This is a genomic window from Mesotoga sp. B105.6.4 (assembly GCF_002896535.1).
Classification (GTDB): Bacteria; Thermotogota; Thermotogae; order Petrotogales; family Kosmotogaceae; genus Mesotoga.
The window spans coordinates 69,072-80,569 of record NZ_JWIM01000034.1 but is presented as its reverse complement, the minus strand read 5'-3'; the positions used below and the strand labels follow the sequence as shown (position 1 = coordinate 80,569).

Genomic DNA, 11,498 nt, shown 5'->3' with positions numbered 1-11,498 from the left:
TCCCACTGAACATTCTTGCCTTAGCTGGACGTGCGCACACCCCGCAACCTCGTTTTTTCCAAAAAAAAGGCCCCATCAAGGGACCTCATTCATCTATCAAAGGACTTATTCGGTAAAATCTATTGTTCTCTTCACGCTCTTCTTGCTGTGGAATTCAAGCTGATCTTCTTCCTGGAAGTCATCAAAGCCGAGCGCCTTTATTCCGCACTCCATTGGGGCATCTACCCTGCTCGCATCGTCTTTGTAATGCTTGAGCACTTCGATCGCTACGTCTGCAATTTCCTCGTTCTTTCTGTATACTCTCATCCTGCCTTTCTTAAGCACGTGCCCATCGTCCACCTGAACACCGGCTATAGTTCCAACTTTACTGATTCTGAACAACTGCTTTATGTGTCCATGGCCGATCACTTCATCGACTTCCTCGGGTTCTAGGAGACCCTCAAGGGCTTTCTTGAGGTCGTCTATCAAGTTAAAGATGATCTCGTAAACTTTGATCTGTACGCCCTCAACTTCTGCCAGTTTTCTTGCCTGGGCATCGGGTTTAACTTTGAAGCCCATTATTACGGCATCGGAGGCAGATGCCAGCATTACGTCACTCGAATTTACAGAGCCGATACCAGAATGGACGACCTCAATCCTGACGTCGTTATTCTCTAGCTTGGCCAAGGCCTGCTTCAGAGCCTCGACTGTGCCGAAGGAATCGGCTTTCAGTATCACATTGAGATCCTTCTTCTCGTCAGTGTTGCCAGTCGTTGAGAGGAATTCTTCAAGCCTGATATGGTGCCTGGTGGTAACGGATTTTTCTTTCTGAGCCTTATTCTTTGCGTATTCGGCAAGCGATCTTGAAGTATCAAGGTTTTCAACCGCGTACACAACGCTGTGGACATCGGGAACCTCGTCGAAGCCAATAATCTGCACAGGATCTGAAGGATGGGCTTCTTTGATTCGCTTCCCGTATTCGTTAATCAATGCCTTCACTCTGCCTGAGGCAGAACCGGCAACAACGTAGTCGCCAGGTCTTAAAATCCCGTCTTTTACAACGAGAGTTGCCAGGGGACCTACGGCCTTGTCCATTCTTGAGTCAATAATGATTCCTCTTGCGTTTCCTTCGGGAATGCACTTCACATCTGCTACTTCGGCTACAAGAAGGATCATCTCAAGAACATCCTCAACGCCCTTGCCTGTTTTCGCAGATACAGGAACTGTTACAGTGTCCCCGCCCCAGTCTTCAGGAACGAGGCCAAGCTTCGAGGCGAGCTGTTGCTTCGTGAGGTCTATGTTTGCGTTTGGTTTGTCTATTTTGTTTATCGCGACAATTATGGGCACATTTGCTGTCTTCGCGTGGTTATAAGCCTCTATAGTCTGCGGCATAACACCGTCGTCGGCCGCTACAACAAGAACTACGATATCCGTTGCCTGAGCTCCGCGCGCTCTCATTTCGGTGAATGCCTCGTGCCCGGGCGTATCAATGAACGTGATCTTCTTGTTTCTTATCTCGACCTGGTAAGCACCTATTGTCTGGGTAATGCCTCCGATTTCGTCTTCGGCGACCTTGGCCTTTCTAATTCTGTCGAGAAGCGTAGTCTTCCCATGGTCAACGTGCCCCATAACCGTGACGACCGGGGGCCTCTGAACCAGTCTTGAGCTTTCTTTGTAAGATTCTGCGTAAGAACTCGCGATGCTCTCAAAGGGATTCATCTCTTCTTCATGAACCAGCTCCACTTCCCATTCGTAATTCTTGGCAATTTTCACCGCGTCTTCAAGCGAGAGAATCTGGCCGGGGCGAAGTATTATCCCGTTCATGAACTGATCCTTTATCACCTTGGAGATCTGAACGTTCATCTTCTTGGCGAGTATGTCGAGCTTGAATTCGTTGCTCTTCAGCTTGATCGTTCTTACTTTATGCTCAACCGGAGTTTTTTTCTCGGTCCCTGGCTCCTCTTTCGAGACTAATTTCTTTTCAAGATTCTTTACTTCTTTCTCCTGAATCTTATTCTTCGCCTTTTCGACCTTCCTTAAGAGCTCCTTCTTTTCTTCCTCATAGAGACCAGCGATGATATTAACGGTCTCCTCGTCAAGAACGGACATATGGTTCTTGACGGTAACACCGAGCTCCTCAAGTTCGTCCAGCAGCTCTCTTGCCGTTATGTTAAGTCTCTTAGCAAGTGCGTACACTCTGGCTTTTGGCATAGCTCAGTCACCTCCCGCCTGTGTCATTATCTTTGAGATTTCCTCTGCAAGGCCATCATCGGCAACTGCCACTGCAGAGATGTTGTCTTTGCCGATGGCCTTTCCCAGAGCGATGCGGTCGTGTTCTTTGAGAAGAATACAGCTTGCCCCGTGGCTCTTGCATCTCTTAACCCAGTCTTCCTTTATCGAATCGCTGGTATCGCAAGCCAGAATGAGAAACTTTCTTCTTAACGGCTGCCTCAAATAACCCCTAAGTTGCTCTTTACCAAACACAACCTTGTTTGCTCTTCTGCCTATTCCTAGGAGAGATAGAACTCTCTTTTCATCCATATTATGCCCTCGATCAATGATATCTGAGGACGACTATTCTGGTTCCCGTGTCGGCCTTTTCTTCAAGTCTTAGTTCGTCGAGTTGTTCGAAGGGATCGCCTGCAAGGAACTCTTCGACCTTCCCCAGCTCGAAAGTCAGGTCTTCTGTCTTAAAATGCATAGGAATTACACAGAACGGAGCGAGGTCTCTCGTCAGTTCTCGTGCCAATCCGCCATCGATTGTGTAGACGCCGCCAACAGGTACTAGGAGAACATCTGGATTCTTCAACGCCTCGATCATTTCCGAATCCAATCTGTGGCCGAGGTCTCCGCAATGAACGACCCTGAAACCATCCGGAGTTGTGATTTCAAAAACGATGTTCTTGCCGCGTTTCTTGCCCTGAACGTCATCGTGAAAAACCGAATGACCCGTTATTGCAAAGCCATATACGTTTCTGCTGTCGGGCGTGTTGACTAGAACATATCCGGATTGGAATCGATCATGCGCGTTATGATCATGGTGCTGATGGGATTCCAGAATAATGTCCGGCTTCACCGCGGGCATATCATAACCGACTCCCTCATCGAAGGGATCGATTAGAAGAGTCTTTCCATCGCACTCAAGCGAAAAACACGAATGTCCATGCCATCTCAAAACCATATTCATCACCCAGATATTTATTATATCATGGGTTCAGTAACATGTTTAGGGAAGATTCGCGCTCCTAGAAGGGTAACACGTGAAGCTCCAGTCCTTCGAGATTCTTGAGAGACACAGTTTGCTTTCTGAAATCGATTACTCCGTATGAACCTCCCGTTTCATCCTTAGGCAATGAGGGACTCCCGGGATTGAGGAAGATCAGGCCATCATTGCTCAAGAGTCGCGAGATGTGAGTGTGACCGGATATCACCAAACCGCGATCGTTGGGAAAGCGGTAGTTCTTGTGACCGTGCGTTACGAATAGTTCGAGATCGTTTATCAACAGAGAACGGGCGCTTGGAGCATCTTCCTGACCGACCAGCGATAGATCAATTTCGCTATCGCAGTTTCCCCTAACTCCAATGATTCTGTTGGACAATTTCCCTAGAAAATCGGCAAGCGCCATGGGATCGTAGCCTTCTGGCAGAGGGTTTCTCGGCCCGTGATAGAGATAGTCCCCGCAGTGAATAACGAGAGTGTTTTCGTCCACTTCAGTAAGTACTTTCTTCACTCTCGTCAACGAACCATGCGTGTCGGATATTACTATCGCTCTTTCAACCATCTGAAGTATAGGGCGGTACCTCCTTTGCAGAGAATCTGTACTTCTCTTTCTATTGTCTCGTTTGAAACTCCAAGTGGGTTCCCGTACTCAAGAAAGGCATCTCTCAAAGGGTATTTGAAGCCCTTTAGACTGATCATGGTCGGCTGTCCTCCGAAGGGGAACAGAGACCAGGTCTCGCCTAGTTCTACTGTGGAGATAAGCTCTTTGGATACCATTCCGATCTCTACACTATCCTCCACTATTGTTGCTTTCAAGGAGTTCCGCGCACCATAGATCGAAGCAAGAGTACCCATGAAGTGATCGAGGCGCAGACCTGTGGCGCCGAAGATCTCCACCTCCGCTATGCCCCGTTCTTCAAGGGCCCGAAGCGCGATCTGAGTATCTGTATCATCTTTTTCAGGCGGGTATATCAAGACAAGGGAACCCTCACTTCTGCACCAGGAAAGAGTGCTTTCGCTTATAGAATCCATGTCGCCCACAAGAAGGTGAGGATGAATTCCGAAACGCTTCAACGTCTCGGCACCCGAATCTGCCGCTGCTACAAAAGGAGTCTCATGTAGCTTCCTCAAGTAGAATTCTGTTGAAGAAATGTACTGCCCACCGACAAACAACACAGCTTTTCTTATCATTTCGTTTTTCCTAATCCCAGCTGGTTTCTATATTTGTTGACAGTTCTTCTTGCAATGCAGATGTCCCTATTCTTTAGCTCAACCACAAGCTGTGAATCGGAAATTCCGGGGTCCTCTTTCACAATCTCCGCAATCACTTCCAGTGCTTGTTCCTTCTCTTGTACATTACCGAAAAAATACCTTATCGGGAAGGTTCCTACCGGTGTCTGGACAAACTTATCCTTCACGGCGCGACTAATTGTAGAGACCACAACCCCTATCTTGTCAGCAATCACATTCATCTTCAGGGGCCTGATCTTGTCGCTCGTTTTCAAGAGGAAGGGTGCGTTTCTCATCACTATTTCATTGCCTATTGTGATAAGGGTGGCCTTTCTCCTTTCGAGGGCAGTTATGTAGAACTTTGCCTCCTCAAGCTTCTCTTCTATGTATTTTCTAGCAATCTTCTCGCCGTACTGGAGAATCTCCTCGTATGATGGGTCTACATTCAGGACGAGTGAGTAGTCTCTAACGGTAACTATGAACTTCTCATCCAGAAATTCAATGTAAAGATCAGGCTCCACGTACCTGACAAATGCGCCGTCGCTGTATCCCGAAGACGGGAAGAGACCGGGGCCTATGAGAGCTTCGAGTTCTTTCAGACTGGAAGCGAAGACGCCGTCAAAGCCTGAATCCCTCATTATCGAAATTACTGCTGAAAGTTCTTCTATAGAGCAATTGTTCAGGTCGGCAATCTCTTTCAGTTCTGCTGTTAGCATGCCGAGGTCGTCCATATTGTCGAGCAATACTTCGAAGAGACAGAACTGGTCATCGTCCAGGATATAGAAGCCAAAATCTCTCAGAATCTCTTTGAAGGTCGGTTGCTGGGCCTCGATTCTGTCAAAGTCCCAACCGTCTCGATCGGTGCTCTCGGATTTCATATATATTGAGTTGCTTGCAGGAAGCGAGTAAAAGTCGCCTCCATCCGTATTCTCCTCATCCTCAGGTTCTTTTTCGGAATCCCCTATGTCTTCAATAAGCTCGTAGTCCTCTCTTTTCATTTCCAGAAGAGGATTTGCTTGCACGATCTCTTCAAGCTCAGCAGAGATTTCCAGTGAATTGAGCTGAAGGAGTTTGAGAGCCTGCTGAGCCTTGAGCGAAAGGCCAAGCTTCTGCTCTAACCGTTGCGATATGTTATGGCCGAGTTCCATGAAGCCTTCTCTCCATCTTTCTCAAATGCTCAAATACGAGCGAGTAAGATTCAGAGATCTTTGACGCCGAGTTGCACGGTTCGCAGAGATCTGACAGTTCGGCCGCTTTTCCCATCAAGTACATACCGAGAACGCCGGAGCGTTCCAGATCGCCTGTCTGCGCAGCAAATCCAGCGATAGTTCCTGCCAGCAAATCACCGCTCCCGGCTTTTGCGAGAGCCGTGCTCCCGGCTGTGTTGATAATTATCCTTCCATTCTCATTGCAAAAGACAGATGAAGCTCCCTTAAGGATGGCGTTCATACTTAGGCGTGAACAGAACTCAATGAAGGAAGCAAGATCTGTTCTTCCTTCATTCAAGCGAGCGAACTCTCCGATATGAGGAGTAATGAGTACATTTCGCGATCGACCCAAGATCGAGAGATCATTCACGAGTGCAAACAGCGCATCAGCATCCACAACAAATTTCTTCTCCGGGAAGGATTTCAGGAACTTCAATACGAACTCGATGCTCCCTTCACTTCTTCCAATGCCAGGACCGAGCACGATACTGTCAATCCTATCGATAGCTTCTGAAAGGTAATCGACATCTCTTGGGACGAGAGTATCTCCGCTGCTTATCATGGCAATCGCCTCAGGCAAGTTGTTTCGGATAACGTTTGCAGAGCCTTTAGGAGTGTACGTGTATACAAGCCCGCAACCCGACCGGAAGGCTCCTATGGCTGCTAAGAATGGCGCCCCTGTGTAGACTTCGCTTCCTCCAACAACAAGAACAGAGCCGTAGCTTCCCTTGTAGCTGTTGCGAGCTCTCTCCGGAAGAAGTTCTGAAGCCATCTCATCGTCTATAACTTCTGAATCGGCGAGAGAATCCATAATGCTTCTGTGGAAGCCGGCGCTTCTTACAACAACCTTACCGCAAAATTCGCGCCCCGGATAGAGAAAATGACCGGTTTTCGCTAGACCGAAGGTCACTGTCTTATCAGCTTTGAAACAGTTTCTGGACACGCTACCGTTGTAACCGGAGACTCCCGAAGGAATGTCAACAGCCAGTCTGTAAGTATCGAGACGATTAACGTACTCGAACAGAGAAACAACCTTCTCCTCAAGACTACCGTGAAAGCCCGTTCCAAAAATCGCATCGACCACTATATCGGATCCGGCAAGCAAGTCGCCAACTATCGACTCTTCTTCGAGCTTTACACTTTTGCCTCCAAGAGAGACGTATATTGTAGCGTTTGTCTTACAGTCATCGGTTGTAGGAGCATAGCACTGAACAACCGTTACGTCGATGCCTGCGGCATGCATTAGCCTGGCCGCTGCAAAGCCGTCACCGCCGTTGTTGCCACCTCCACACAGAATCGCGGCTTTGCAGATATTGAGGTCTGCAATCTCCTCGTAAACGCTGCGAGCCGCCTCCTCCATCAGGAGCAGTGAAGGTACTCCCTTGTCTATTATTCTTTGATCGATCTCCCTCATCTGAGCGGGAAATGCTACCTTCAAATCATCACCCCTCAATCAGATCTTATCATTTTTTTCGAATTCCTCGCATGTTATAATCTCGCGAAGAGGTGAGTAAGATGAAGCTTCCCGCGATTGCAATTATACTGTTTTGTCTGCTGGCCGGAGCATTGTCCTTTGCTTCGGACGGCGCCTACGATGATCTTACTCTCTTCATCCAGCAGGTTGTCGATTCTGGTGACATAGATACGCTTTTGAAGGTGCATTTTCATCTGGTAGATACCGAGTCTCCCGATAATGGGTATAATGATCTCGAAATGAAGGTAAGGCTTATCATAGCTGGTGGCGAAGATCTCTATATAGAGTTTTTCGAGCCGGAAGAGTTGAGTCAGATAGCTCTTGTATATCTTTCAAGGGAAGAAGTGACTTTTAGTGTCGTTAGGGAGGAGGCTTGGAAGCAATACAGATCAAGTTATCAGACTAATCTGATGAGCAGCCTTCTCGATCAGTTCTTCGAAGGTCTTCTCCAGTCTTCCAACTTCACCTGGAGTGTTATAACGGAAGAAGAAAGACGAGTTTACATGATCGATCCGTCTGAACAGAGATTAAGGTTGCTTGGACTTCTCAGCGGAGGGGGCTATCTCCCTAATCTCATGCATATTCACGTCTCCTTTTTGAGGAGAGAGGGCCACTTCCCGAAGATTGAGTATGTGAAGATAACCGATAGAGTCGGTGACGAGTATCTTCTCTTGGAGGTTGACGAATTCAAGACAGTGGTGGACAGATCTATCTTCACCGATCTTAGAGGCAAGTATTACGAGACTTTTCAGAAGTAATCGCTCTTGATCCGTGTAAGTATTCTCGGTATGTCGATATCGAGATCTCTGTCGTAGGGTCTTGTCGTCACGGTGAAGTCCTTGAGTTTTACGTGAAGGCTCTTTGTAACTCTTATTTCGCCCCTGATAAGCAGATAGCAACCTCTGTAGATTTCCGCGAATACCCTTTTCGATTCTCTTTCATCGAAACGAATGTCAAAGATTTCTTCGGTTTCTCCCCCACTCCTGTATACGCATATCCTCACCTTGAAGAATCCGCCCCGCACAGTCGATTCCGGGTCCGTAGTGGCTTGTCCGTATATTGTTATCTCGTTGAATGAAAGGGACAGATCAATTCACCTCGGCTAGCCGCCAGGAGTTTCAGTGGGCGGAATATGTTATCATCTTCTTGTTGAAAAACGGAGGTAGCCATGGCTGAAAAACCACGAGTAGCTTTGATAGCTCACGACAAGAAAAAGATCGATCTGATAATGTTCGTCAGAGAGCACGTCGATGTCTTCAGAGAGTGCACCCTTTTTGCAACCAGCACTACGGGCAATATCCTCAGGGAGAAAGTCAAATTGGAGCTCACTTCATTCAAGTCCGGCCCGCTGGGTGGTGACCTCCAGATAGGCGCTCTCATAGCCAATGACGAGATAGACTTCGTCATCTTTTTAAGAGATCCGCTCACCGCACAACCCCATGAGCCTGATGTGAGCGCCCTTCTAAGAGTGTGTGATGTTCATAACAAACCGTTAGCAACTAACCTCGCGACGGCAGAAGCCCTGGTAATGGAGATCAGAAGGTTTCTCAAGCTTTCTGATATCGGGGAGGAATAGTATATTTCCCGGAAATATCGAGTATTCTCCGAATTTCCTCTCTATTTCCAGCACGGTTTCGAGCAGTTCTCTTTCCTTTTCAAATAGGGATAGCTGTCTTTGATTTTTCTTTTCACTAAGGGCCCAACAGGATATTCCGATAGCTCTGACGGCCGTTCCGTTCCAGATTGAACTAATAAGCCACGGGGTGATCTCCGTCATGTCTTTGATCGAGGATATCGTGAAGTTCAGCCTCTTTGAAAGAGCCTTTGAACTCCTGTCAGCATATCTTAGGAACAGGCTGACCCCTGAGCTTTCCATCTTGTATCTCCCAAGTCTGTAGATTACCCTTGCCGACAGGAAGTTTGTTACTCTCACGATAAGATCGAAATCATTAATATCACCCGATAGCGTCATAGAATGACCCACGGACTTCGGTCTCTCTTCTTTGAAAAACTCCTTCCTTGAAAACCGGTTTTTAGTAAGGCTTTGCAGAAATCCCATGAAGGCATTTCCAAACATCGTGTACAGATCCATGGGAGACTTTTCCAACCCTTCCAAAAGCTCACCTGTCATTTTGTATCCCATGGATTCGAGCTTTATCAACGTGTGCTTCCCGATTCCCGGAACGTCCTTTACGGGTATCTCATTCAGGAACTCTCTTTCCATGCCGTCTTTGACCACTACGAATCCGTTTGGCTTGGAGTAATCACTGGCGATTTTAGATATGATCGGATTTACCGAGATTCCAACCGAGGCGGTTATTCCGAATCTCTCCTTCAAATCTCTCTTAAAGGAAATGAATCTGTTAATCGACTCCTCCAGTTTAGTATGAAAGCTGAGATCTATGTAAGCCTCGTCTACGCTCGCAACCATAACCCTAGGCGAGACGGATGTCAGCATCTTCATTATCTCTTTCGATATATAACCGTACTTCTTTGACTGCACTCCGACGGCAATCAAGTCGGGGCAAAGCTTTACGGCTTCGAAGAAGGCCATTCCCGATTTAACGCCAAGTCTCTTTGCCTCGTAACTCGCCGAAGTCACAACGGAATGCCGCTTTCCAATCCCTGTTACGGCGATCGGTTTACCTTTAAGAGTCGGATTTGCCGCCTGCTCAATGCTTGCGAAAAACGCGTCCATATCTATGTGCGATACGTAAGGAATTCCTTTCAAAGCAATCACCCTCCAAGAAGATAGCTGTACCATTTCTTCGCATCTTCGTCAAATTCAAGATTGTAAGCTCCAAGTGTGGTCATTACTGAGAAATGATAGATTTTCTGAGTCCCCACGGCCTCCACCCAGAAGGAGGTAACGGCATTCACAACTATTTTTATACCATCGTAACTGAACCTTACCGGCACAAAATAATCTCCGTGAAAGTATACAAGCACCTTCGTGAGCTTCTTATAGGCTTTCATAAATATCACCACTTAGATATTAGGTATAAATTATTATAACAGATGAATTTCTAGAAAGGCAAGTGTTTATTCGATTATTTTTCCTGAAGTTCTATCGGGGCTTTACAGCAGGAAGATAGACCCTTTTTCTCTCTGCGGTTGAAGGAGAGGGCAACTGTCTTCTTACAAACGGAACACACCCATCTGTGTACCGGAAGTCCCTCGTACTCGGCTACGATATCGAAATCCAGCTCTTCAGCCAGTTTCTTGAATTCCGGTGAACCATGTGAGAAATCCCTATCGTTTGTCATCAGGTAGAAGTGCGACAACTCGTGCAACAGGGTCTTTTTGAGAAGCTCTTCGTTTTCCGAGATAGAAGAAGAAATCTCAATCCTTAGCGGAGTAAGCGTTCCCCGATTCCTCGAGTAAACTAGTCTCCCGAGAATTCTCTTCAATCTGGAGTTGAAGGAAAAGGGAATGTCTGGAAAGACCCCGAAAGCCTTCAAAGAGAGTTCTCTAGCCTTGGTTGCCAGATTCCTATTTGCTGAATCCATTCTGTCTCCTTTCAATGCCGTCGATTGTGGAGAAAATCAAGAGCTAAGCTGCGGAAGACGATATTACATAAAAACATAGGAGCGATGATCACCGCCCCTATGCTAGAACTATCATTATTTCGCCTGCGTCTATGTTATCTCCCTTTCTGACCCTCACTTCTTTGACGGTACCCGAGTTCTCTGAAAGTATGCTGTTCTCCATTTTCATTGCTTCGAGAATCACTACTTTCTGCCCTGGAGAGACTGAATCTCCTGTCGAAACGAGTACCTCGATGATCGTGCCCGACATCGGCGACAGTATATTGATTTCGTCTTCCGATCCACTGGATTCTTTGGCTGGCCCGACCGGTTTCGGAGCTTCCTCGACTCTCGCTTCCTGCCTGGGCCGAGTTGCAGATTCGACCTTTTGGCGTGTGTCGGGTTTCTGAATTGCTCCGCCCGAACCAGAATCGTTTACAGAAGAAAGCTCTTCAATCTCGACGTTATATTCTTTGCCGTTAACTTTCACTATGAATCTTCTCAATTCCTGCTCCTCCTCACTTTCCAGTAGGCGGTTGGTTCACGACGTTTCCAAAGCGAAGCTGCCGCAACGGGAACGGAGGCAACGCTTCTGACTTTGAAGTTGCTATGACCCATGAATGAAGTTACTGCTGCAGTTATTGCGGCGATGACTTCTCCTTCATCGCCGTCTTGTTTCTCCGGCCCTCCGGATATATTTGTGGGGACTGGTTTTGGAACGAGGGCCTTCACTACGTTGGTCTGTTCCTTCGATAGCAGACGACCGAGAATGTTGAAAATCACATAAAGCATTGCCAGCGCCAGGAATACGATTCCTATGCCTATTATGGTAATCTGAACATATTCCTCCATCAAACACA

General features: G+C 47.2%; 15 protein-coding genes. 2 read left to right on the top strand and 13 right to left on the bottom strand.

Annotated elements, in window-relative coordinates:
• Positions 1 to 105: 105 nt before the first annotated feature.
• The 7 genes from infB to RJ60_RS08275 form a co-directional block, all read right to left on the bottom strand.
• On the bottom strand, positions 106 to 2,190 hold the full coding sequence (gene infB / locus RJ60_RS08305) for a translation initiation factor IF-2 (RefSeq protein WP_103134449.1): 2,085 nt from the start codon (positions 2,188 to 2,190) through the stop codon (positions 106 to 108).
• A 3-nt stretch (positions 2,191 to 2,193) separates the two neighbouring features.
• Entirely contained in the window at positions 2,194 to 2,520 is a 327-nt protein-coding gene (locus tag RJ60_RS08300) for a ribosomal L7Ae/L30e/S12e/Gadd45 family protein (RefSeq protein ID WP_103134448.1), read from the bottom strand.
• A 13-nt stretch (positions 2,521 to 2,533) separates the two neighbouring features.
• Positions 2,534 to 3,160 (bottom strand): MBL fold metallo-hydrolase, encoded by a 627-nt coding sequence (locus RJ60_RS08295; protein ID WP_258006234.1) that lies wholly within the window; start codon positions 3,158 to 3,160, stop codon positions 2,534 to 2,536.
• Between the two features lie 64 nt (positions 3,161 to 3,224).
• Positions 3,225 to 3,710, bottom strand: a complete 486-nt coding sequence (gene yfcE / locus RJ60_RS08290) for a phosphodiesterase (protein WP_258006233.1) — start codon at positions 3,708 to 3,710, stop codon at positions 3,225 to 3,227.
• A gap of 32 nt (positions 3,711 to 3,742) precedes the next feature.
• A complete protein-coding gene (locus RJ60_RS08285) occupies positions 3,743 to 4,390 on the bottom strand; it encodes a thiamine diphosphokinase (protein WP_103134445.1) in 648 nt (215 codons plus the stop codon).
• Complete coding sequence (locus RJ60_RS08280; protein ID WP_103134444.1) at positions 4,387 to 5,577, bottom strand: RNA polymerase subunit sigma-54; 1,191 nt, start codon at positions 5,575 to 5,577, stop codon at positions 4,387 to 4,389. The genes RJ60_RS08285 and RJ60_RS08280 overlap by 4 nt, the downstream gene beginning before the upstream one ends.
• Positions 5,561 to 7,075, bottom strand: coding sequence for an NAD(P)H-hydrate dehydratase (locus RJ60_RS08275; RefSeq protein ID WP_103134443.1), 1,515 nt, complete (start codon positions 7,073 to 7,075; stop codon positions 5,561 to 5,563). Before RJ60_RS08275 ends, RJ60_RS08280 begins: the two co-directional genes overlap by 17 nt.
• A gap of 77 nt (positions 7,076 to 7,152) precedes the next feature.
• Between RJ60_RS08275 and RJ60_RS08270 the strand changes: the two genes are divergently transcribed.
• On the top strand, positions 7,153 to 7,869 hold the full coding sequence (locus RJ60_RS08270) for a hypothetical protein (RefSeq protein WP_103134442.1): 717 nt from the start codon (positions 7,153 to 7,155) through the stop codon (positions 7,867 to 7,869).
• Here the strand turns inward: RJ60_RS08270 and RJ60_RS08265 are convergent.
• On the bottom strand, positions 7,860 to 8,114 hold the full coding sequence (locus tag RJ60_RS08265; RefSeq protein WP_258006232.1) for a hypothetical protein: 255 nt from the start codon (positions 8,112 to 8,114) through the stop codon (positions 7,860 to 7,862). The two genes, RJ60_RS08270 and RJ60_RS08265, sit on opposite strands and share 10 nt — an antisense overlap.
• A gap of 165 nt (positions 8,115 to 8,279) precedes the next feature.
• Between RJ60_RS08265 and RJ60_RS08260 the strand changes: the two genes are divergently transcribed.
• Positions 8,280 to 8,687 carry a methylglyoxal synthase gene (locus RJ60_RS08260; protein WP_103134441.1) on the top strand — a complete coding sequence of 136 codons (408 nt, stop codon included), beginning with the start codon at positions 8,280 to 8,282 and terminating at the stop codon, positions 8,685 to 8,687.
• On the opposite strand, the gene RJ60_RS08255 is transcribed toward RJ60_RS08260, so the two are convergent.
• From RJ60_RS08255 to RJ60_RS08235, 5 genes are all read right to left on the bottom strand, one after another.
• Positions 8,604 to 9,851, bottom strand: coding sequence for a DNA polymerase IV (locus RJ60_RS08255; protein WP_258006235.1), 1,248 nt, complete (start codon positions 9,849 to 9,851; stop codon positions 8,604 to 8,606). The two genes, RJ60_RS08260 and RJ60_RS08255, sit on opposite strands and share 84 nt — an antisense overlap.
• Positions 9,848 to 10,087, bottom strand: coding sequence for a hypothetical protein (locus RJ60_RS08250; protein WP_243392248.1), 240 nt, complete (start codon positions 10,085 to 10,087; stop codon positions 9,848 to 9,850). The genes RJ60_RS08255 and RJ60_RS08250 overlap by 4 nt, the downstream gene beginning before the upstream one ends.
• Before the next feature lie 74 nt (positions 10,088 to 10,161).
• Positions 10,162 to 10,620, bottom strand: coding sequence for a SprT-like domain-containing protein (locus RJ60_RS08245; protein WP_099829196.1), 459 nt, complete (start codon positions 10,618 to 10,620; stop codon positions 10,162 to 10,164).
• Positions 10,621 to 10,717: 97 nt separating this feature from the next.
• Positions 10,718 to 11,143, bottom strand: coding sequence for a biotin/lipoyl-containing protein (locus RJ60_RS08240; RefSeq protein WP_103134439.1), 426 nt, complete (start codon positions 11,141 to 11,143; stop codon positions 10,718 to 10,720).
• Positions 11,140 to 11,490: an OadG family protein gene (locus RJ60_RS08235; protein ID WP_103134438.1), complete on the bottom strand. Its 351-nt coding sequence runs from the start codon at positions 11,488 to 11,490 to the stop codon at positions 11,140 to 11,142. Before RJ60_RS08235 ends, RJ60_RS08240 begins: the two co-directional genes overlap by 4 nt.
• Positions 11,491 to 11,498 lie beyond the last annotated feature (8 nt).

Coding starts and splice junctions, on each gene's coding strand:
- infB (WP_103134449.1), bottom strand. CDS start 2,190: ATGCCAAAAGCCAGAGTGTACGCACTTGCTAAGAGACTTAACATAACG.
- RJ60_RS08300 (WP_103134448.1), bottom strand. CDS start 2,520: ATGGATGAAAAGAGAGTTCTATCTCTCCTAGGAATAGGCAGAAGAGCA.
- RJ60_RS08295 (WP_258006234.1), bottom strand. CDS start 3,160: ATGGTTTTGAGATGGCATGGACATTCGTGTTTTTCGCTTGAGTGCGAT.
- RJ60_RS08285 (WP_103134445.1), bottom strand. CDS start 4,390: ATGATAAGAAAAGCTGTGTTGTTTGTCGGTGGGCAGTACATTTCTTCA.
- RJ60_RS08280 (WP_103134444.1), bottom strand. CDS start 5,577: ATGGAACTCGGCCATAACATATCGCAACGGTTAGAGCAGAAGCTTGGC.
- RJ60_RS08270 (WP_103134442.1), top strand. CDS start 7,153: ATGAAGCTTCCCGCGATTGCAATTATACTGTTTTGTCTGCTGGCCGGA.
- RJ60_RS08260 (WP_103134441.1), top strand. CDS start 8,280: ATGGCTGAAAAACCACGAGTAGCTTTGATAGCTCACGACAAGAAAAAG.
- RJ60_RS08250 (WP_243392248.1), bottom strand. CDS start 10,087: ATGAAAGCCTATAAGAAGCTCACGAAGGTGCTTGTATACTTTCACGGA.
- RJ60_RS08245 (WP_099829196.1), bottom strand. CDS start 10,620: ATGGATTCAGCAAATAGGAATCTGGCAACCAAGGCTAGAGAACTCTCT.
- RJ60_RS08235 (WP_103134438.1), bottom strand. CDS start 11,490: ATGGAGGAATATGTTCAGATTACCATAATAGGCATAGGAATCGTATTC.